This window comes from Pseudomonas sp. TE9122, from assembly GCF_056278925.1.
Window position 1 is genome coordinate 3134282 of the sequence record NZ_JBWBQI010000001.1, and the last position, 20748, is coordinate 3155029.

Consider the following 20748-nt stretch of genomic DNA (forward strand, 5'->3'; position numbering starts at 1 on the left):
CTGACTGAGCGGCCGCTGGGCACGGCTGCTGTTTTCGCGAAAAAAGAGGGAGGCGAATGTTACGGAATTGTTCGGCCTCGGGCCAGTGAAACGCTGACATGGAGTGGCGCGGGCCTTATCCTTGCAGGCTTGTCCATCGAATCGAGTCGCAGCATGTCAGCGTTTTTGTCCGCCCGGGATGTGTGTCAGCGTCTGCGCGAAGCTGCGCTGGGCGTGCTTGCGTTCGAAGTCTGCGAGGTAATGTCCCAGTCCGGGCTGATTGCCGTCTACATCGAGGGCTGGCATCTGCTGTTGGACTTCGCCGAGGGACACTTGCATCACTGTGAATACGCGCGCAACTGCGCCGGGGACGAAGCGACGCTGGACACTTGGCAGCGTTATGGCACGGACCCGGTGAGTCTGCTCAGCACATGGGAACTGGCGCAGATCGAGCGGTTGCTGTGTGAGGCGAATAGTGTCCAAACCTAGTGCATCGTTTCCGACTGCGGTGCTCTCTGATGTTGAGACCGACCAAACGCCTGTGGGAGCGAGCCTGCTCGCGAAGGCGGTATATCAGTCGGTTTGATCTTGGCTGTCATAGCGCTTTCGCGAGCAGGCTCGCTCCCACAGGGGGTTTGTGTGAGTTCAGAAGGTGATCTCGGCTGCCGGTTTGACGTCGATCCGTGCCACGGAACCGGTCAGGGCGGCGAAGTCCTTGTTGTGTTGGGCAATGATGTCTTCAGCGCTCATGTTGCCGTTATCGACCGTCGAATGCGCATCCCGTGCAACGACGATGTCGTAGCCCAGTGAATGCGCGCTGCGCACCGTGGCGTTGACGCAGTAATCGGTTTGCAGGCCGCAGATGATCAGGCGTTCGAAGTCCTCGCTGGGCAGCAGCTTGCCGAGATCGGTCTGGTAGAAAGAATCCCCGGTAGTCTTGCCTACACGCAGGTCTTTCGTCGAAGTCAGCAAACCTTCGGCCAGTTGCCAACCGTCCGCGCCATGCACGAACGGACCGTCCTTTTCTTCGTGCTGAATCAACACCACCGGAACGCCAGCCGTGCGGGCGCGTTGGCTGAGATCATTGATCGTGGCGATCACGCGGTCGATTTCAAAACACTGATATTCACCAGCACACAGCGCCTGCTGGACGTCGATGATCAGTAATGCGGTGGTCATGTCGAGCCTTCCTTGATCAGTCCTTGAGATGGGGCGGACCTGAGCCCGCCCCTTTTTACTCCGCTCAGTAACCCAGTGACAAGCCGGTATTACGCCGTGGATCATTGGCGCCGTAGAAGCGATTCTTGCCAACCGGTTTGCCGTCCAGTGACGGCGCGCCGACCAGAATCGCGGCGATGTGGTTGGGATCCTGCGGGCCGGCAAACTTGTGGCCCCAGCTCTCGAGGAGCTTTTTCGTATCCGGGCTGGCGGCGAAGTCTTCGAGGTTGGTTTCCTCCGGCATCCACTGCTGATGGAAGCGCGGCGCGTCGACCGCTTCCTGCAGCCCCATGCCGTAATCGATCACATTGAGCATGGTCAGCAAGGTCGCGGTGATGATCCGGCTACCACCCGGCGTGCCGACCACCATCACCACTTTGCCATCCTTGGTGACGATGGTCGGACTCATTGACGACAGCGGCGCCTTGCCCGGCGCGATGGCATTGGCTTCCCCCTGAACCAGACCGTACATGTTCGGCACGCCGACCTTGGAGGTGAAGTCGTCCATTTCGTCGTTGAGGATCACCCCGGTCTTGCTCGCCATCACGCCAGCGCCGAACCAGTCATTAAGGGTGTAGGTGACCGAAACGGCATTGCCCCACTTGTCGACGATCGAATAGTGCGTGGTGTTGCTGCCTTCATGCGGCGCTACACCGGGTTTGAGCTCAGCCGACACGCCGGCCTTTTGCGGCTGGATGGCGTTGCGCAGTTTGGTCGCATAGTTCTTGTCCAGCAGGTGCTCGATCGGATTCTTCACGAAATCCGGATCGCCGAGGTAGCTGTTGCGATCAACGTACGCGTGGCGCATCGCTTCGATCTGGTAGTGCATGCCCTGAGCGGAATGGAAGCCCAGGTCCTTCATCGGATAGCCTTCGAGGATATTCATGATCTGGCAGATCACCACCCCGCCGGAGCTGGGCGGTGGCGCCGAGACTACGTGATAGCCGCGATAATCGCATTCCACCGGGGCCAGTTCGCGAGTCTTGTATTTGTCCAGGTCGGCCTGGCTGATGATGCCTTTGTTGGCTTGGCTGGACGTGACAATGGCATCGGCGACCCAACCTTTGTAGAAGCCGTCGGCGCCCTTCTCGGAAATCGTCCGCAGGGTTTTCGCCAGATCCTTCTGCACCAGTTTCTGCCCGACCTGCATCGGCTCGCCGTTGCTGAGGAAGATCGAGCCGGAATCGCGCATGTCCTTCTTGAACACATCCGTCGCGTATTCGAGCAGCTCGACATCGCCCTGCTGCAGCTCGAAACCGTCTTCGGCCAGTTTGATCGCCGGGGCAATCATGTCCTTGCGCTGTTTGGTGCCATATTTGCTCAGCGCCAGCTCCATGCCGGACACAGTGCCCGGCACCCCGACGGCCAGATGGCCGCGCGTGCTCAGTTCCGGAATGACGTTACCGTCCTTGTCCAGATACATGTTGGCGGTCGCTGCCAGCGGGGCTTTCTCGCGGAAGTCGAGAAAGGTCTTGCGTCCGTCCGCCAGTTGAATGGTCATGAACCCGCCACCGCCAAGATTGCCCGCAGCCGGATAGACCACCGCCAGCGCATAGCCCACGGCCACTGCCGCATCCACGGCATTGCCGCCGTTTTTCAACACATCGACGCCGACATGGGTCGCCAGATGTTGCGCGGTGACCACCATGCCGTTTTCCGCCGCCACCGGCGCCACTGATGCCGCGTGAGCCATGAGACAGCTGAGCGCCAGGGAGGTCGCAATGAGCGATCTGGCCAAAGGTTCGTACTTCATGAGTCGATCTCTTTTTGTTTTTGGGGACTGCGCAAAACGCAGGGCAGCGCTTCAGGAGCAACAAGCAGTATGGCCGGCTTTGCGTATTGCGCCTCCCCGTTCAGCCAGTATGCTGAGCCATCGCAGCATTTGGCAGCTCCTGAAAAATGCGTCGAAGGCTGCGATCTTTCATCAAGCGAAGAGGTTGTTCATCGCTGCGTATTGCAACAGCATGATGGTCTTGGCGTCACAGATCTCGCCGCGTTGAAATGCTGCCAGTGCCTCATCGAAGCCCCACTCGAGCACTTCCAGTTCTTCGGTTTCCTCTTCCAGCCCACCACCGTCGCTGACTTTGGACGCGGCGTCGTATTCGGCGATAAAAAAGTGCAGCTTCTCCGTCACCGAGCCGGGGCTCATATACGCCTCGAATACTTTTTTCACGTCATGCACGCGATAACCGGTTTCTTCCTCGGCTTCGTCACGAATGCGTTGCTCAGGGGCGGCACCTTCCAGCAACCCCGCCGCCACCTCGATCAACAATCCATCGTGGCCGTTGACGAACACCGGCAAACGAAACTGGCGGGTCAGCACCACCGTGCGCTTTTCGCGGTTGAACAGCAGAATCGCCGCGCCGTTGCCCCGGTCGTAGACCTCGCGGGTCTGGCGCTGCCATTCACCGTTGTTGCGGTGGTAGTCGAAAGTGATTTTCTTCAGCAGATACCAGTCGTGGGACAACACCTGTGTGTCGACGATGTTGACCCGTTCGGCTGTGTTGGACATCGCGTCTGATCCTGTCTTCATGGGGGACTGCCATGGTCGGACAATTGCGCCGACAAAAAAAGCCCGGCAGCGCTACCGGGCTCGTTCAGCCTGGGTTGTTACTGGAAGTCGACGTCGAAGGCCTGGTAGAAGGCGTTGCCGGTGTTGGCGACGATCCACATCAGCACAATGACGTGATGACCCTTCTTGTTCGTCGGCAGTTGCACTTGGTGATCAACCTTGGCCTTCAATTCGCCGGCATGGCTGTAATACGGCACTTGCAGGTAGAAGTCTTCGAAGAACGGCTGGGTTTCGAGCTGCGCACGGCTGATGCGTTGCTGTGGATCCCAGCCGTCTTTGGTGATCAGCCAGCGATAACCACGGGTGGTGTGCGGCGCGGTGTAAGCCCAGCCGACCTCGAGAATCTGCCCCGGATCGACATTAAGCAGCGGCCAGTTGAATGAACGGCCGAGCTTCTTGCTCATCTCGTCGTCGGTGTAATTGACGCAATCGCGGGCATCGGTCTTGCCGCCGCTGAGAATGTAGCCATCGGCCGGCGGCGCGACGCTGTCCGAGTCGGTCTCGAAGGGTTGCGGGAACGGCCCGGCATTCACGGCCGGAAAGTTTTTGCCGCCCTCCATTTCATTGACTTGCCAAGCGCCGAGCAAGCCGAGGTCAATGGCCACTGCGCCGCGACTTGCTGGCGAGATGACACGACCGTGTTTGAGTTGGGTTTGTGGGATTGCCTGATTCATCATGTTCACTCCGTTGATTTGAGAACTCTCCTTCCCGAGGAGAGGCCTTCAAGCTAACGGAGGTGAATTTTTTGTCCATCGGCGCTTTTGTCACAGTCCCACCGTGCAAGACGTAAAACGCCCGGAAATACTGGATGCATAACCAGTGCCCGACGACGCATCGCACTCAACGTGTAGCTGAACACCTACACGCCGAGTCGCCTTTGGTCATTCAGACAGTTGCGCCTGATACTCCTTTTCGTACTGCCCGGCGAGTTGGGTTTTCTGTTTATCGTCGAGCAGCTTGCCGGCCATCTGGAAGAATTTGTGCTCTTCCTCTTCCAGGTGGTGATGCACCTTGTCGGAGAGCTTTTTGGCCGTGGCCAGCCACGCCGGACTGGACATCTCGGTCTCGTCGAGTTCTTCCATCATCTCGTCCATTTCGTGGTGCTCGGCGATGGCGTGGCGGCTCAGGTCAACGCCTTCGTCGATTTCCATCAACGGGATGTAGAAGTGCCGCTCTTCAGCGGTTTCATGCGCTTGCAGTTCTGCTTTGAGCTGCTTGTAGGCCTCGACCCGCTCAGGGCTGTCGCCGCTGGTCGCGATCAGAGCCTTGGCGTAAGTGCGCTGGCGCTCGTGGCTTTCGCGCAGGGCTTCAAAAATATTCACGGGATTTCCTCATCAATCGCGCTCAGGGAAAGACGCGATAAAAGCCTAGACCGCAACGCTGGTTTGACGGTTCCGCTTGTTCGATCGAAGGGCTTGGAGGCGTTTGCCCGGACGGGTTAGGCTGGGCGTTCAATTACACAAGGAAGTCATGCATGAATTTGCGTATCGAGTTGACAGAAAATCCTACCGAGGAACAGCGCCAGGCCATTCTCCAACCGTTGATTGAATACAACGATGCGAAGACCGGCATATCGAAAACCGAGCCGTTCGCCTTGATGGTAAAAGATGAGTATGGCGCGATACTGGGCGGGTTGTACGGGCGAGTGACTTTGCGCTGGATGTTCATCGATTTGCTGTCAGTACCGGAACAAAGTCGCGGACAGGGGATTGGTTCCAGGTTAATGGCACAGGCAGAAGCATTGGCCGAAGACAGGAACTGCTACGGAATCTGGCTCGACACCTTCGATTTTCAGGCGCCGGAGTTCTACAAGAAGCTGGGCTTCAGCCAGTTCGGTGAGATCGTTGACTATCCACCGGGGCACAAGCGGCATTTTTTCCAGAAGCGGCTGATCGACTGACTGTTTCGCCCTTTGCGCGAGCAGGCTCGCTCCCACACTGGAAAGCATTCAACCTGTGGGAGCGAGCCTGCTCGCGAAAGCGCCAGCCGCCTCGACACACAATCAGAGGCAGGTCGCCATCGCCGCCATCCGCCGCATCGCGACAAAATCACTCTTCTGCGCGTAGTAGTTCAAGGTTGTGCCGGACGCTTCGGTGATCACATCGACAAACGACTCCGCTGAACGCGTGTAGACCGTCGTGCCGCCAGACTCGCGCGGCTCCAGATAGGCCGCCGCGTCCACGCCGAAAACCGCTTCGTCCTGCCAGGCGAATTGCACGCACCGGGCGACGTCTTTCTCCGGCTTGTCCGAGGTCAGGACCTTGTCCGGGCTCTTGCTGCGAGCATCGTTCATCACCGAACCGGCGCACCCGGCCAACAGGGCCGCCGCCAGCACTACCATCAGCATTCGCATTGCATTTGCTCATCGAGAAAAAAGCGGACTGTAGCACTGCAACGCGGCAAATCGTTCTGCTTTACTGTTTTTATGCGCGACACGCGTGAGCAGCTGCGGCACTCTGAGATCTTCAGCCACACAAGGACATTACATGGCGCCTAGCGACCAACGACATGAACACGCCCTGAAACTGTTTCTCGATGCGCGCCCCGAACTGCGCGAGACCCTCGACCATCTCAACCCGCTGTTGGCTCAGGCCAAGGGTGAAACCCAGGCGCAGTACCGCGAAGAACGCTTGCATGAAGCATTCGAGGCTGAGGCGGAAAGCCAGGGGTTGTTTGCCTGGGAGCTGACGTTGCAGCTGACCGCTGATTCACCGGAGGACTATCACGCGCAACGGCTGGAAGTGCATCGGGAAGTGGCGGAAATGGCGGGGATGGACTGGATCGAGTATTGCGATCTTTACGGCATCACCCCGTAATCGATGTAGGAGCTGCCGAAGGCTGCGATCTTTTGATTTTGCTCTTCAAGATCAAAAGATCGCAGCCTTCGGCAGCTCCTACAAAGGTATCTGCGTAAAACTCGGGTTTCGCGGCACGAGCGATAAAGCTTTATCATGGCCGCAGTTTCGCTGATCGAGTCCATCATGAAGTTCGCCATCGCGCTGTTTTCCGCCGCCCATGCGCCCTCCTCGCGCCGTGCCCTGCTGTTTGCCCAGGCCGCGCTGGCCGGCGGCCATGAGATTGTCCGGCTGTTCTTCTATCAGGACGGCGTGTTCAACGCCTCCGATGCAGTGGTGACGCCGCAGGATGAACAGGATTTGCCCAAGCAATGGCGCGCCTTCATCAACGAAAAGCAACTCGACGGCGTGGTCTGCATCGCCGCCGCTCTGCGCCGTGGCGTGTTGAACGAAGAAGAAGCCAAGCGTTACCAGCGTGAAGCGATTTCGCTCAGCGCGCCGTGGGAATTGTCCGGTCTGGGTCAATTGCACGGTGCCGTGCAGGACGCTGACCGTCTCATCTGTTTCGGAGGTGCTTGAACATGGCCAAATCGCTGTTGATCATCAGCCGCCAATCGCCATGGTCCGGCCCCGGTGCGCGGGAAGCGCTGGATATCGTGCTGGCCGGTGGCGCCTTTGATCTGCCGATCGGTTTGCTGTTTCTCGATGACGGCGTGCTGCAACTGGCCGCCGGGCAGAACGCCAAGGCCTTGCAGCAGAAAGACCTCAGCGCCAATCTGCAGGCGCTGCCGATGTTTGGTGTCGAAGAGCTGTTCTATTGCGCCGAAAGCGCCAATGCTCGCGGTCTTGGCAACCTGTCGCTGGACGAGGCGCAGCCGCTTGCTGCTGACCACATCACCGCCCTTATTGACCGTTACGATCAGGTGATCACCCTCTGATGTCGACTTTGCATGTGTTGTCTCATTCCCCGTTCGGCGACGATCGTCTGAGCAGTTGCCTGCGCCTGCTCGGCAGCGCCGATGCGGTATTGTTGTCCGGCGATGCGGTGTATGCGCTGCAACCGGACACTGTGCCGTTCTCAACCCTTCAAGAGCGAGCAATCAGACTGTTTGTATTGATTGAGGACGCACAGGCGCGTGCGATCGAGATTCCAGACTGGGCCGAGGCCATCGACTACCCGGCGTTTGTCGAACTGTCGATCCATCACGCCAAGGTCAACAGCTGGCTATGAATTCAATGACCGTCGGCGCCCGCGCCATCGAACTGGACAAGGATGGCTTTCTCGTTGACCTCAGCGACTGGTCGGCTGAAGTCGCCAGCGCCCTCGCCGCCGCTGAAGACATCGAGTTGACGCCCGAACACTGGGAAGTCCTTGAGCTTCTGCGTAGCTTCTACGCCGAATTCCAGCTATCGCCGGCCACGCGGCCGCTGATCAAGTACACCGCGTTGAAACTCGGCGCGGACAAAGGCAACAGCCTGCACCTGAACCGACTGTTCAAAGGCACCCCTGCCAAACTCGCCGCGAAACTGGCGGGCCTGCCCAAACCGACGAATTGCCTATGAACGACTTTCCAGCATTGACCCTCGAAACGCCTGCCGAGCATCCGTTCGCGCAATTCGTGCGCATTCTCGGCAAGGGCAAGCGCGGCGCCCGCGACCTGACGCGCGAGGAAGCCCGCGAGGCCATGGGCATGGTGCTCGATGACAAGGTCGAAGATACGCAACTGGGTGCCTTCCTGATGTTGCTGCGCCACAAGGAAGAAAGTGCCGAGGAAATGGCCGGTTTCACCGAAGCCCTGCGCGCACGCTTGCAGGCGCCGTCGCTGAATGTCGACCTGGATTGGCCGACCTACGCCGGAAAAAAACGCCATCTGCCGTGGTACCTGCTGGCAGCCAAGTGCCTGGCGCAAAACGGCGTACGCATCTTCATGCATGGCGGCGGCGCGCACACGGCCGGGCGCCTGTATAGCGAACAACTGCTGGGCGGACTGAACATTCCCCTGTGCCGCAATTGGCAGCAGGTCGGCGCGGCACTGGACAACGGCGGCCTGGCGTTTATGCCGCTCGTGGACTGGGCGCCGCAGTTGCAAAAGATGATCGACCTGCGCAATACCTTGGGCCTGCGGTCGCCGATCCACTCGCTGGCGCGGATTCTCAATCCGTTGGGCGCACGCTGCGGCCTGCAAAGCATTTTTCACCCGGGTTACCAGGCGGTGCATCGCGATGCCAGCGGCTTGCTCGGCGACACGGCAATTGTGGTCAAGGGCGATGGCGGTGAAATCGAGATCAACCCCGACGCCACCAGCCACCTGTATGGCACCAGCGGCGGTCAGAGCTGGGATGAAGAATGGCCGCAGCTGTCAGCGCAGCGCCACGTCAAACCCGCCTCGCTGGACATCGAGCACTTGAAAGCCGTGTGGCGTGGCGATGTGGTCGACAGTTACCCGCAAATGGCTTTGATTGCGACCATGGCTCTCGCCCTGCGCGGTCTCGGTCAGAATCGCGAAGAGGCGTTCGCAACCGCCGAGCAGTATTGGGCGGCGCGCAACACATCGATCTAACCGATCATTAGCGCCCGATCTTTGCGCTTTTTGTTCGAACTCATCGGAATAGACTCGACTCCAACGAATATTGGTTTAGGGAGTCTTGATCATGGGTTTACTCGTCGACGGCCACTGGCAGGACAAGTGGTACGAAAGCAGCAAGGACGGCGCGTTCCAGCGCGAACAGGCGCAACGCCGCAACTGGGTGACCGCCGATGGTCAGCCAGGCCCCAGCGGTGAAGGCGGTTTCACTGCCGAAGCCGGACGCTATCACCTGTACGTTTCCCTCGCCTGCCCTTGGGCGCATCGCACGCTGATCGTGCGCAAACTCAAAGGGCTGGAAAGTCTGATCGACGTGTCGGTGGTCAGCTGGCTCATGCTGGAGAACGGCTGGACCTTCGACAAGGCGCTCGGTTCGACAGGCGACAAACTCGATGGCTTCGATTTCATGCACCAGCGGTATACGGCTGATACGCCTGACTACACCGGGCGCGTGACGGTGCCAGTGTTGTGGGACAAGAAACTCAAGCGCATCGTCAGCAATGAATCGGCGGAAATCATCCGCATGTTCAACAGCGCCTTCGACGGGATCACTGGTAACGATCTGGACTTTTATCCGGCGCCGCTACGCAACGAAATCGATGCGCTGAACGAGCGGATCTACCCGGCGGTGAACAACGGAGTCTATCGTGCCGGGTTCGCCACCTCGCAACAGGCGTACGAACAGGCGTTCGATGAAGTATTCGCCGAATTGGATCATCTGGAGCAACTGCTGGGTGCCAATCGCTACCTGAGCGGGGAATACCTGACTGAGGCCGACGTGCGCCTGTTTACCACGATGATTCGCTTTGACGCGGTGTATCACGGGCACTTCAAGTGCAACCTGCGGCGGATTGCCGATTACCCGAATCTGTCGAACTGGCTGCGCGAGATGTATCAATGGCCGGGTATTGCCGAGACGGTGGATTTCCAGCACATCAAGCATCACTACTATGGCAGTCACAAGACCATCAACCCGACCGGCGTGGTGCCGAAGGGGCCGCAGCAGGATTTCAGCGTGGCGCATGACCGGTCGCGGTTGATCGGGAAAGGGGTTTGGTTAAAGGGCTAACAGCAGAAGCAAAAGATCGCAGCCTTCGGCAGCTCCTACATGAGAATACGTTCCTCTGTAGGAGCTGCCGAAGGCTGCGATCTTTTGATCTGACTCAGACCTGCGCTTGAGCCCCTTCAAACCACGCCAGCTTCTCGCGCAGTTGCACCACTTCGCCGACGATCACCAGAGTCGGCGCATGCACTTCATGCTCCGCCACCATTCGCGGCAGATCCGCCAGCGTGCCGGTGAAAACCCGCTGATTGACTGTAGTGCCCTGCTGAATCAACGCCGCCGGGGTATCCGCCGCGCGACCATGCTTGATCAACTGCTCACAGATGATCGGCAAACCCACCAGGCCCATGTAAAACACCAGCGTCTGCGCCGGGGCGACAAGATCGGCCCATGGCAGATCGGTGGAACCATCCTTCAAGTGGCCAGTGACAAACCGCACGGACTGCGCATGGTCACGGTGGGTCAGCGGGATCCCCGCATAAGCGGCGCAACCGCTGGCCGCCGTGATGCCTGGCACCACCTGGAATGGAATACCGTGGGCCGCCAGCTCTTCGATCTCTTCGCCACCGCGGCCGAAGATAAACGGATCGCCGCCCTTCAACCGCACCACACGCTTGCCAGCCTTGGCCAGATCGACCAGTTGCTGGTTGATCTGATCCTGCGGCACGGCGTGTTCGGAGCGACGCTTGCCGACATACACCCGCTCGGCATCGCGACGGCACAACTCGAGAATCGCCGGCGCCACCAAGCGGTCATAGAGCACCACATCGGCTTGCTGCATCAGACGCAGTGCGCGGAAGGTCAACAGATCCGGATCACCCGGACCGGCACCGACCAGATAAACCTCGCCAGTGGTGACCATTGGCTCGCCATCGACCTTGGCCTGCAACAGGCGCTCGGCTTCAGCGCCCTGCCCGGCCAGTTGACGATCGGCGATCGGGCCCTGGAAAACGTCTTCCCAGAAGCCGCGACGCTGCTGAACATCCGGAAACAGGTTTTTCACCTGATTGCGGAAACGCGCAGCTAATCCAGCCAACTGGCCGTAAGTCGAAGGAATCCAGGTTTCGATTTTCGCGCGGATCAGACGCGCCAGTACCGGCGCATCGCCGCCGCTGGACACGGCGATGATCAACGGCGAGCGATCGACGATCGCCGGGAAGATCACGCTGCACAAGGCCGGCGCATCGACCACGTTGACCGGCACGCAACGGCGGTGGGCGTCGGTGGAGACTTGCGCGTTGAGCGTTTCGTCGTCGGTAGCGGCAATGATCAGCCCGCAACCGTCCAGATCCGTTTCGGCGTAACCGCGCAACAGGCATTCACCGCCGCTGGCAGCGACCAGTTCGGCCAGTTGCGTTTCGATTTCAGGTGCGACCACCCGCAGTAGCGCACCGGCATCGGCCAGCAGGCGGGATTTGCGCAAGGCAATTTCCCCCCCACCGACAACCAACACACGACTGCCGCGCAGGTTGTGAAACAGCGGCAGATATTTCATTTAGCCGATGACCTCAAGGCCACCCATGTAAGGCTTCAGCACGTCCGGCACACGGATCGAACCGTCGGCCTGCTGGTAGTTTTCCAGTACCGCAACCAGAGTACGACCGACCGCCAGACCAGAGCCGTTCAAGGTGTGCACCAGCTCAGGCTTGCCGGTTTCCGGGTTACGGAAACGCGCCTGCATGCGACGCGCCTGGAAGTCACCGCAGTTGGAGCACGAGGAGATTTCGCGGTATTTGTCCTGGCTCGGAATCCACACTTCGAGGTCGTAGGTCTTGACCGCGCTGAAGCCCATGTCGCCGGTGCACAGCGCCAGGGTGCGGTAAGGCAGACCGAGCAGCTGCAGGACTTTTTCGGCGTTGGCAGTCAGGCTTTCCAGCGCTTCCATCGATTGCGACGGCTCGACGATCTGGACCATTTCGACTTTGTCGAACTGGTGCTGGCGGATCATGCCACGCGTGTCGCGACCCGACGCGCCGGCTTCGCTGCGGAAGCATGGGGTGTGGGCGACAAACTTGATCGGCAACAACTTCGAATCGACGATTTCGCCGGCAACGATGTTGGTCAGCGACACTTCGGCGGTTGGAATCAGGTACAGATCAGCTTCGCCTTCGCGGGCAATCTTGAACAGATCTTCTTCGAACTTCGGCAGCTGGCCGGTACCTTGCAGCGCCGGAGCCTGAACCAGATAAGGCGTGTAAGCCTCTTCGTAGCCATGTTCGGTGACATGCAGGTTGATCATGAACTGCGCCAGTGCGCGATGCAGACGCGCGATCGGGCCGCGCAGCAAGGCGAAACGAGCACCGGACAGCTTGGCGGCGGTTTCGAAGTCCAGCCAGCCGAACTTCTCGCCGAGGGCGACGTGGTCTTTCACTTCGAAATCGAACTGAGTCGGGGTGCCCCAACGGCGTACTTCGACGTTGTCGTCTTCGTCCTTGCCGACCGGAACCGATTCGTGCGGCAGGTTGGGGATACCGAGCAGGATCGAATCGAGTTCGGTCTGGATCGCGTCCAGCTCAACCTTGCCAGCGCTCAACTCGCCTGCCATGCGCTCGACGTCCGCCATCAGCGGCGCGATGTCTTCGCCGCGCTGCTTGGCCTGCCCGATGGATTTGGAACGCGCGTTACGCTCAGCCTGCAGTGCTTCGGTGCGGGTCTGGACGGTCTTGCGCTGTTCTTCCAGCGCTTCGATGCGCGCGGTGTCCAGGGCAAAGCCACGGGAAGCCAGGCGGTCCGCTACGTCCTGAAGGTTGCTACGTAACAGTTTGGAATCGAGCATGTCGGTTTCTCGTTATCAAAGTTTGGTCAGGGACAGGCCGGCCCACGTTGCGAGCAGCCCGCCGAATACGCTGAGTGCCGCGTAGCTAAGGGCCAGCAACACTTGCCCGCTTTCCAGCAGGCGCACCGTATCCAGTGAAAAGGATGAAAAAGTCGTCAGCCCCCCGAGGAAGCCGACCATCAACCCGGCGCGCACCTCGATCGGCACCTCCGGGCGTATCAGAAACAGGCCGTACAACACGCCAATCAGCAGGCAGCCCACGATATTAACGGCCAGCGTCGCGGTATAGAAGTGCCGCGGCCAATTGGCGCTGACCCAATTACCGGTGGCGAAGCGCAACAAGGTGCCGGCAACACCGCCGACCGACACTGCGAGTATCAATGGAACCACTATTTTCTCCGCTGCCGAGGGCTCAGACGATCGAGTTGAGCGAGGTGATTGAGTTTTTCGCCGATCTTCAACTCCAGGCCGCGGGGCACGGGCTGATAGAACGGAATCGGCTCGAGTTCTTCCGGAAAATAGTCTTCACCGGCAGCATAAGCATCCGGTTCATCATGGGCGTAGCGGTATTCGTCGCCGTAACCCAATTGCTTCATCAGCTTGGTCGGTGCGTTGCGCAGATGCAGCGGCACTTCCAGCGAGCCGTTCTCAGCCGCCGCGCGCAGCGCGGTTTTGAAGCCCATGTACACCGCATTGCTTTTCGGTGCACAGGCCAGATAAGTAATGGCCTGGGCGACTGCCAATTCGCCCTCGGGGCTGCCAAGACGCTCCTGCACTTCCCACGCCGCCAGGCACAGGCTCAGCGCACGCGGGTCGGCGTTGCCAATGTCTTCGCTGGCCATGCGCACCACGCGCCGGGCCAGATACAGCGGATCACAGCCGCCGTCGATCATCCGCGCGAACCAGTACAACGCGCCGTCAGGGTTGGAACCGCGCACGGATTTGTGCAGCGCCGAGATCTGGTCGTAGAACGCTTCACCGCCCTTGTCGAACCGCCGGCGCGTATCGCCGAGCAGACTTTGCAGCAGCTCGATGCCGATTTCGCTGTTGTCTTCTGCCAGATCAGAGGCGTTTTCCAGCAAATTGAGCAGACGCCGGCCATCGCCATCCGCGGCCGACAGCAACATCTGGAAGCCTTCATCGCTCAGGGTCAGGTTGCGCTTGCCCAGGCCGCGCTCTTCGGTGAGTGCGCGGTGGACCAGTTTGCGCAAGGCAGCTTCGTCGAGGCTTTTCAGCACGTAGACGCGGGCCCGAGACAATAAGGCGTTGTTCAGTTCGAACGAAGGGTTTTCGGTGGTGGCGCCGATGAAGATCAGCGTGCCGTCTTCAACGTAAGGCAGAAACGCGTCCTGCTGCGACTTGTTGAAACGGTGTACTTCGTCGACAAACAGGATCGTGCGCTTGCCGTACTGGCCTGCCTGCTGCTTGGCAATTTCAACGGCCTGACGGATTTCCTTGACCCCGGCGAGCACCGCCGAGACCGTTTCGAAGTGCGCATCCGAGACTTCTGCGAGCAAGCGCGCCAGGGTGGTCTTGCCCACGCCCGGCGGTCCCCAGAAGATCATCGAATGCAGCGCGCCCTGCTCCAGCGCCTCACGCAAAGGCTTGCCGCGAGCGAGCACGTGTTCCTGACCGACGTACTCATCCAGATTGGCCGCACGCAGACGGGCGGCCAAGGGTTGGGCAATCGGTGCACTGCGAAACAGATCCATCACGTAGCGTTGAAACCTCTGATTTTCTGAAATCTGCTGAAGTACCTGTGGTGAGGGGATTTATCCCCGTTGGGCTGCGAAGCGGCCCCAAAAGCGACGACTGCTGCGCAGCCGGACGGGGATAAATCCCCTCGCCACAATAGCGCCTCAATAGCGGGCCCTCACCACAAAGGCCCTGACACAAAGGGCCGGTGTTTATTCCTGGATAACGTCGGCACCCTTGGGAATGTCGAATTTGAATTTGGACGCAGGCACCGCTTCGTTGGCCTTGACCCCGGTAAACAGGATATTGGTGCGCTGGCCGACGCTGTCAATCAGTTGCATGTCATTGAGCAGGCCGTTGCGGAACGACAGGCGCAGATTGTCGAACAGGGTGTCCTTGGTTTTCGGCTTGAGGGTGAAGTCGATGACACCGCCCGCCTCTTTTGCGCTGATATCGAAGCTCTGGCTGATCTTCGAGACATCGCCGGACAACAGCAAGGCCGGCGTCTGGGTCAGACGCTCATCGAGCTTCTTGATGGTTGCCTGCTCCAGATCCGGGTCCCACAGGGTGACTTTCTTGCCATCGGAGACCATGGTCTGCTCGGCCGGTGCGTTGGTGTGCCAGTAGAACAGGCCCGGACGCTGCAGGGTCATGTTGCCGGTGGTTTCCTGCAACTGGGTGCCGGTGCCATCGAGGGTCAACTGCGAAAAGTTCGCCGACAGGGTTTTCGATGTTTCGAGCAATTGGGTCAGACGCGCCACGTCCTTTTCATCGGCGTGGGCCGTGAGTGTGGTCAGCGCCAGTACTGGCAACAGCATGCGGATAAGGCGCATGAGAGTCCTCTTGAATACTCGTGGGAGAGCGAGTGGCGCGTCATTGCGCCACTCGAGTCGTTGCGTTTCAGTCGCGTACCGGGCCTGGGGCCAGGACTTCACGCGAACCGTTGGTGTTCATTGAGGTAACGACGCCAGCCATTTCCATCGCCTCGATCATCCGCGCGGCACGGTTGTAGCCGATCTTCAGCTTGCGCTGCACAGCGGAAATCGACGCACGACGACTTTCGAGGACGAACTGCACCGCTTCGTCATACAGCGCGTCGGCTTCCGGATCATCACCGTCGCCACCACCGCTGCTGCCTTCAAAGCCGCTGCCCGCCTCTTCGACACCGTTGAGAATGTCGTCGTTGTACTCAGGCGCACCGCGCAATTTCCAGGCCTCGACCACGCGGTGAACCTCATCGTCGGAGACGAACGCGCCGTGAACCCGGATCGGCAAACTGGTGCCCGGCGGCATGTAGAGCATGTCACCGTGACCGAGCAGTTGCTCGGCGCCACCCTGGTCGATGATGGTTCGCGAGTCGATCTTGCTCGATACCTGAAACGCCATACGAGTCGGGATGTTGGCTTTGATCAGACCAGTGATCACGTCCACCGACGGGCGCTGGGTGGCAAGAATCAAGTGAATCCCCGCCGCACGCGCCTTTTGCGCAATACGTGCGATCAGCTCTTCAACCTTCTTGCCGACGATCATCATCATGTCGGCGAATTCGTCCACCACTACGACGATGGTCGGCAGTTTCTGCAGCAGCGGCGCTTCGTCGTGAATGCTTTCGCGCTTGTAAAGCGGATCGCTCAACGGCTCGCCGGCATCCTGGGCTTCCTTGACCTTGGCGTTGAAGCCGGACAGGTTACGCACGCCCATTTTCGCCATCAGCTTGTAGCGACGCTCCATCTCGGCAACGCTCCAGCGCAAGGCGTTGGCAGCGTCCTTCATGTCGGTCACAACCGGGCAGAGCAGGTGCGGAATGCCTTCGTAGATCGACAGCTCAAGCATTTTCGGGTCGATCATGATCAGCTTGGCGTCGTCAGGGCCGGACTTGAACAGGATCGACAGAATCATCGCGTTCACGCCCACGGACTTACCGGAACCGGTGGTACCGGCCACCAGCAAGTGCGGCATCTTCGCCAGGTCGGTGATGACCGGCTTGCCGCCGATATCGTGACCGAGCGCCAGGGTGACCGGGGATTTGAAGTTGTCGTACTCGGGGGTCGACAGCACCTCGGAGAAACGTACGATCTGGCGGTCTTCGTTGGGAATCTCGATACCGACAGTGGTCTTGCCCGGAATCACCTCGACCACCCGCACACTGGTCACCGCCAGCGAACGCGCCAGGTCTTTGGCCAGGTTGGCGATGCGGCTGACTTTTACCCCGGCGGCAGGCTGGATTTCGTATCGGGTAATCACTGGACCCGGATGGATCGAATCAACGGTGACTTCGACGCCGAATTCCTTGAGCTTGATTTCCAGCAAGTGGCCGACTGCTGCCAAGGACTCAGGCGAATAGTTGAGCTGTTTCTTTTCCGCAGGATCAAGAATCGAGATCGGCGGCAAGGTGCCTTCGACCGCGCTGTCGACGAACAACGGCGCCTGCTTCTCTTTCTGCACGCGCTTGCTCGGCTCCGGCGCCTTGGCCGGTGCCGGCGCGATCACCGGTGGCACCTGCTTCTCGCGGTCGGACATGTGCTTGCTCAACGCTTGCTCACGCTCGATCAGGCGTTCCTTGACCTTGGCCTGTTCGCGTTTGTCGGTGACAGTCGGTGCGACCACATCGTGGACGCGGTCATCAACCTCACGCAGTTGCGCAACCAGTTGCTTGCGTTCAGTGCGCGCCGACCACCAGCGGTTGAGCGCGCCCTGGAACAGCTCGAACAGATCGAGGGTGATCTTGCCGGTGACGTCCATCACCTTGAACCACGACAGGTCGGTGAATACGGTCAGGCCGAACAGGAACAGAGCGATGAACAACAGCGTGCTGCCCTGGATGTTCAGCGCATTCTTCGCCAGATCGCCAAGGCTTTCGCCCAGGGCACCGCCAGCACCGGCCGGCAGACCGGTCGCGGCATGGAAATGAATGTGCGCCAGCGCAGCACCGGAGAGCACGAGGAATACCAGGCCGATCAGACGCCAGGAAAACAGCCAGCCGCTCCACTGCCATGGTTCGTGGCGTTGACGGAAGATCTGGTACGCCTTGACCGCCAGCAGCAACGGAAAGATATAGGCGAAGTAACCGAGCACCATGAACAGGATATCGGCGCTGTACGAGCCGGCCGGGCCGCCGAAGTTCTGCACATCGTCGATCTTGCTGTTATGGCTCCACCCCGGATCGTCCTTGCCGTAGGTCAGCAAAGCCATCATCAGGAACAGGCACAAAGCGCCAATGGCGATCAATGCACCTTCCTTGAGCCGGTAGTGCAGTTGCTGGCGCCAGAGCGGAACGACTGTTTTGGGTGCTTCGGTGGTCTTCTTCAAAACGCTTCTTTTCCTGCGCCCGAGGCGCGTCCATCTATTGAATGACGATAAAAAACTGCCCAATCCAGGCAGGTAAAAAAGGCGAAAAGCTCAACTGGGACTACTTTTAACACTGTGCCACTGGTTTTATAAACACAGCCATAAACACTGTGCGCAGCGTATAGCCTGTCACAACCCGGCATTGTACGGGTTTGTGCGTCCGATGCCATGTTTGAGACCCCAGCCTTGAGCATAGCCAAACGTACATGCACTGCGTTGCAATTGGAGCATGCATTGTCTTTTGTGACAAAGGCTTATGAGCTGTATTTGATGAACGTAGCGAACCTGGCCGGATCAGGCTCACAGGAATGCTCGACAGCATCGGTACGGTGACGCTTACGACCACGGGCGACACATCAAGTTGCAGCTCAATGCTCACTGCAGCAGACATCTGTGCAGGACAGCGGCGCCGTTTCGCGGCAAACTCTTTCGCGGGGGCTGCACGCCCCTGACTGCCCTCCCCTTCTGCAAGCCTGGATGCCATGCTGACTTGGTTACAACGTAACTCCCTGACCTTTCCGCCACTGGAAAAAGCCATGCGCGAGCCGAACGGATTGCTCGCCGCCGGCGGCGATCTTTCCGCCGATCGACTGATCCAGGCCTATCGCCATGGCTGCTTTCCCTGGTTCTCCGAGGGCCAGCCGATTCTCTGGTGGTCGCCAGACCCTCGCACCGTGCTGTTTCCCGACGAACTGCACGTCTCGCGCAGTCTCGGCAAGCTGCTGCGCAAGCAACGCTATCAAGTGACCTTCGATCAGGATTTCGACGCCGTCATCCGCGCCTGCGCTGCACCGCGTGATTACGCCGACGGCACCTGGATCACCGAGGCCATGCAGGATGCTTACGTAGAATTGCATCGGCGCGGTTTCGCTCATTCGGTTGAGGTCTGGGACGAGGGACAGCTGGTCGGCGGCCTGTACGGCCTGGCGATGGGCCAACTGTTTTTTGGCGAGTCGATGTTCAGCCGCGCTGACAACGCGTCCAAATATGGCTTTGCCACGCTGGTCCAGCATTTGAAAGCCGCCGGATTTGTGCTGATCGACTGCCAGATGCCGACCGATCACCTGCACAGCCTCGGTGCGCGGTCGATTCCGCGCGGCGAATTCGCCGACTATCTGCGGCGCCATCTAGATCAACCGAATTCAGCGACCTGGGTTTGCTGAGCGACTTTTGCGTAGGTGGCTTACACTTAATCCACCAGCTTATCCCGAGGGTTGATTCATGACCGAGTTGGCGCGTTTGAAGTTTTATGCCACTCAGCCCCACTCTTGCAGTTATCTGCCCGAGGAGCAGGCCACGACGCTGTTTCTCGACCCGAGTCAGCCCATGGATGTGCATGTCTACGCAGACCTGTCGGAAATGGGCTTTCGTCGCAGCGGCGATCATTTGTACCGGCCGCATTGCCAGAATTGCAATGCGTGCGTGCCTGCGCGCATTCCCTCCGCACAATTCATCACTAATCGCCAGCAAAAGCGCATCTACAAACGCAACGCGGATTTGCAGGTGCAGCCGGTCAAACCGCACTTCAGCGAAGAATATTTCGACCTGTACCAGCGCTACATAGAACAGCGCCATGCCGACGGCGACATGTACCCGCCAAGCCGCGATCAGTTCTCGACGTTCCTGGTGCGTGACCTGCCCTTCTCGCGCTTCTACGAGTTTCGACTCGACGGACGGTTGCTCGCGGTGGCGGTGACCGATCTGCTGCCCAACGGTTTGTCAGCGGTGTACACCTTCTACGAACCGAACGAAGAACGCCGCAGCCTCGGCCGTTACGCAATCCTCTGGCAAATCGCCGAGAGCCAGCGTCTGGGCCTTGAGGCCGTGTACTTGGGTTACTGGATCAAGAACTGCAAAAAGATGAACTACAAAACGCAATATCGGCCCATCGAATTGCTGATCAATCAGCGCTGGGTCATCCTGAACTGAACCCGCGGCCTAAACCCCTTGGCGTAAACACCATTTTTCGGGCACAATGCACGCCGCTTTTGCCTGGCGCAGTTGCACCGGGCCATTCATTGGATACCGAGGGCTTTACTGCATGTCGAAAGAAGACAGCTTCGAAATGGAAGGCACTGTCGTCGACACCCTGCCCAACACCATGTTTCGTGTGGAGTTGGAAAATGGGCACGTCGTAACCGCGCATATTTCCGGCAAGATGCGCAAGAACTACATTCGTATTCTTACCGGTGACAAAGTGCGCGTCGAGCTGACGCCCTATGACTTGAGCAAAGGGCGGATCACTTACCGCGCTCGTTAATCAAGTCAATACAGAACGCCCGGGTTATGCCGGGCGTTTTTGTTTGTCTGGGGTTTGGATTTTTGTGGGTTTTGCTGGCATATCCGTTGCTGCGGGTGCTGCGGCTGGCGGTTTCGCTCTTACAGCGACTCACTTTTTCAAACGCCGGAGTGCCGGCCCAGCAAAAAGTAAGCAAAAGGCTTTGCCCCGGCCTTCGGCCCACTCGCTGGGGCTCGGGGTTCCTTCGTTACGGGATCGATCCGGGCGCAGCGTCTCCGGTTTGCTTCGCTGCACCTACACTCGCTGTGTACGACTGCGTCGTACGGTCGCTGCGCTCCCACGCCCGGATCGATCCCGTAACGAAGCCTGCCGAAGGGGCAAAAGATCAAGAGCCAGAGCAAAAGCAGAAGCCAGATCAAAAGATCGCAGCCTTCGGCAGCTCCTACAGTTGGATCGTGGGTCTCTGATGGAAATTGGT

Annotated in this window: 24 protein-coding genes; 12 read left to right on the forward strand and 12 right to left on the reverse strand. The window is 59.3% G+C overall.

Translation table 11 applies throughout. The features are described 5' to 3' along the window. Nucleotides 1-153: 153 nt before the first annotated feature. A complete protein-coding gene (locus ACZ9BE_RS14105) occupies nt 154-468 on the forward strand; it encodes a DUF7693 family protein (RefSeq protein WP_476249590.1) in 315 nt (104 codons plus the stop codon). A gap of 156 nt (nt 469-624) precedes the next feature. Here ACZ9BE_RS14105 and ACZ9BE_RS14110 read toward each other — a convergent pair whose 3' ends face one another. The 5 genes from ACZ9BE_RS14110 to ACZ9BE_RS14130 all read right to left on the reverse strand — a co-directional run bounded on the left by ACZ9BE_RS14110 (nt 625) and on the right by ACZ9BE_RS14130 (nt 5091). Beyond that, nucleotides 625-1158 carry a cysteine hydrolase family protein gene (locus ACZ9BE_RS14110; protein ID WP_476249591.1) on the reverse strand — a complete coding sequence of 178 codons (534 nt, stop codon included), beginning with the start codon at nt 1156-1158 and terminating at the stop codon, nt 625-627. A gap of 64 nt (nt 1159-1222) precedes the next feature. Continuing rightward, the gene (gene ggt, locus ACZ9BE_RS14115) at nt 1223-2950 is read right to left on the reverse strand and encodes a gamma-glutamyltransferase (RefSeq protein ID WP_095182053.1); all 1728 of its coding nucleotides are present in this window, start codon (nt 2948-2950) and stop codon (nt 1223-1225) included. 171 nt (nt 2951-3121) lie between these two features. Further along, nucleotides 3122-3709: an NUDIX domain-containing protein gene (locus tag ACZ9BE_RS14120; protein WP_024013397.1), complete on the reverse strand. Its 588-nt coding sequence runs from the start codon at nt 3707-3709 to the stop codon at nt 3122-3124. A 98-nt stretch (nt 3710-3807) separates the two neighbouring features. Further along, nucleotides 3808-4443: a lytic polysaccharide monooxygenase auxiliary activity family 9 protein gene (locus ACZ9BE_RS14125; protein WP_476249592.1), complete on the reverse strand. Its 636-nt coding sequence runs from the start codon at nt 4441-4443 to the stop codon at nt 3808-3810. A gap of 207 nt (nt 4444-4650) precedes the next feature. Then, the gene (locus ACZ9BE_RS14130) at nt 4651-5091 is read right to left on the reverse strand and encodes a hemerythrin domain-containing protein (protein ID WP_016775257.1); all 441 of its coding nucleotides are present in this window, start codon (nt 5089-5091) and stop codon (nt 4651-4653) included. A 152-nt stretch (nt 5092-5243) separates the two neighbouring features. Here ACZ9BE_RS14130 and ACZ9BE_RS14135 point away from each other — a divergent pair, with 152 nt between their 5' ends. Further along, nucleotides 5244-5669, forward strand: a complete 426-nt coding sequence (locus ACZ9BE_RS14135) for a GNAT family N-acetyltransferase (RefSeq protein ID WP_476249593.1) — start codon at nt 5244-5246, stop codon at nt 5667-5669. Nucleotides 5670-5771: 102 nt separating this feature from the next. Here ACZ9BE_RS14135 and ACZ9BE_RS14140 read toward each other — a convergent pair whose 3' ends face one another. Then, nucleotides 5772-6122, reverse strand: coding sequence for a hypothetical protein (locus ACZ9BE_RS14140; protein WP_024013401.1), 351 nt, complete (start codon nt 6120-6122; stop codon nt 5772-5774). Between the two features lie 133 nt (nt 6123-6255). On the opposite strand from ACZ9BE_RS14140, the gene ACZ9BE_RS14145 reads away from it, so the two are divergent. From ACZ9BE_RS14145 to ACZ9BE_RS14175, 7 genes are all read left to right on the forward strand, one after another. Continuing rightward, nucleotides 6256-6585 carry a DUF6388 family protein gene (locus ACZ9BE_RS14145; protein WP_476249594.1) on the forward strand — a complete coding sequence of 110 codons (330 nt, stop codon included), beginning with the start codon at nt 6256-6258 and terminating at the stop codon, nt 6583-6585. A 165-nt stretch (nt 6586-6750) separates the two neighbouring features. Next, nucleotides 6751-7143, forward strand: coding sequence for a sulfurtransferase complex subunit TusD (tusD, locus tag ACZ9BE_RS14150; RefSeq protein WP_476249595.1), 393 nt, complete (start codon nt 6751-6753; stop codon nt 7141-7143). A 2-nt stretch (nt 7144-7145) separates the two neighbouring features. Next, on the forward strand, nt 7146-7502 hold the full coding sequence (gene tusC, locus ACZ9BE_RS14155; protein ID WP_095182056.1) for a sulfurtransferase complex subunit TusC: 357 nt from the start codon (nt 7146-7148) through the stop codon (nt 7500-7502). Beyond that, on the forward strand, nt 7502-7795 hold the full coding sequence (gene tusB, locus ACZ9BE_RS14160) for a sulfurtransferase complex subunit TusB (protein WP_056788919.1): 294 nt from the start codon (nt 7502-7504) through the stop codon (nt 7793-7795). The genes tusC and tusB overlap by 1 nt, the downstream gene beginning before the upstream one ends. Further along, entirely contained in the window at nt 7792-8127 is a 336-nt protein-coding gene (locus ACZ9BE_RS14165) for a TusE/DsrC/DsvC family sulfur relay protein (protein ID WP_016770652.1), read from the forward strand. Before tusB ends, ACZ9BE_RS14165 begins: the two co-directional genes overlap by 4 nt. Beyond that, nucleotides 8124-9125, forward strand: a complete 1002-nt coding sequence (locus ACZ9BE_RS14170) for a glycosyl transferase family protein (protein ID WP_236168576.1) — start codon at nt 8124-8126, stop codon at nt 9123-9125. The genes ACZ9BE_RS14165 and ACZ9BE_RS14170 overlap by 4 nt, the downstream gene beginning before the upstream one ends. 91 nt (nt 9126-9216) lie before the next feature. Then, nucleotides 9217-10218: a glutathione S-transferase family protein gene (locus ACZ9BE_RS14175; RefSeq protein WP_150741138.1), complete on the forward strand. Its 1002-nt coding sequence runs from the start codon at nt 9217-9219 to the stop codon at nt 10216-10218. A 94-nt stretch (nt 10219-10312) separates the two neighbouring features. On the opposite strand, the gene cysG is transcribed toward ACZ9BE_RS14175, so the two are convergent. The 6 genes from cysG to ftsK form a co-directional block, all read right to left on the reverse strand. Further along, nucleotides 10313-11707 carry a siroheme synthase CysG gene (gene cysG, locus ACZ9BE_RS14180; RefSeq protein WP_041477064.1) on the reverse strand — a complete coding sequence of 465 codons (1395 nt, stop codon included), beginning with the start codon at nt 11705-11707 and terminating at the stop codon, nt 10313-10315. After that, complete coding sequence (gene serS, locus ACZ9BE_RS14185; protein ID WP_041477066.1) at nt 11708-12988, reverse strand: serine--tRNA ligase; 1281 nt, start codon at nt 12986-12988, stop codon at nt 11708-11710. Nucleotides 12989-13003: 15 nt separating this feature from the next. Continuing rightward, nucleotides 13004-13378 (reverse strand): fluoride efflux transporter CrcB, encoded by a 375-nt coding sequence (gene crcB, locus ACZ9BE_RS14190; protein WP_236168575.1) that lies wholly within the window; start codon nt 13376-13378, stop codon nt 13004-13006. Beyond that, entirely contained in the window at nt 13378-14700 is a 1323-nt protein-coding gene (locus tag ACZ9BE_RS14195; RefSeq protein ID WP_051600478.1) for a replication-associated recombination protein A, read from the reverse strand. Before ACZ9BE_RS14195 ends, crcB begins: the two co-directional genes overlap by 1 nt. A gap of 195 nt (nt 14701-14895) precedes the next feature. Then, nucleotides 14896-15516 carry an outer membrane lipoprotein periplasmic chaperone LolA gene (gene lolA, locus ACZ9BE_RS14200; protein WP_016775262.1) on the reverse strand — a complete coding sequence of 207 codons (621 nt, stop codon included), beginning with the start codon at nt 15514-15516 and terminating at the stop codon, nt 14896-14898. A 67-nt stretch (nt 15517-15583) separates the two neighbouring features. After that, nucleotides 15584-17992, reverse strand: coding sequence for a DNA translocase FtsK (gene ftsK / locus ACZ9BE_RS14205; RefSeq protein ID WP_041477069.1), 2409 nt, complete (start codon nt 17990-17992; stop codon nt 15584-15586). Between the two features lie 521 nt (nt 17993-18513). Between ftsK and aat the strand changes: the two genes are divergently transcribed. The 3 genes from aat (at nt 18514) to infA (ending at nt 20291) form a co-directional block, all read left to right on the forward strand. After that, a complete protein-coding gene (gene aat, locus ACZ9BE_RS14210) occupies nt 18514-19194 on the forward strand; it encodes a leucyl/phenylalanyl-tRNA--protein transferase (RefSeq protein WP_095182060.1) in 681 nt (226 codons plus the stop codon). Between the two features lie 58 nt (nt 19195-19252). Beyond that, on the forward strand, nt 19253-19960 hold the full coding sequence (locus tag ACZ9BE_RS14215; protein ID WP_041477071.1) for an arginyltransferase: 708 nt from the start codon (nt 19253-19255) through the stop codon (nt 19958-19960). A gap of 112 nt (nt 19961-20072) precedes the next feature. Further along, a complete protein-coding gene (infA, locus tag ACZ9BE_RS14220) occupies nt 20073-20291 on the forward strand; it encodes a translation initiation factor IF-1 (protein ID WP_002553999.1) in 219 nt (72 codons plus the stop codon). Nucleotides 20292-20748 lie beyond the last annotated feature (457 nt).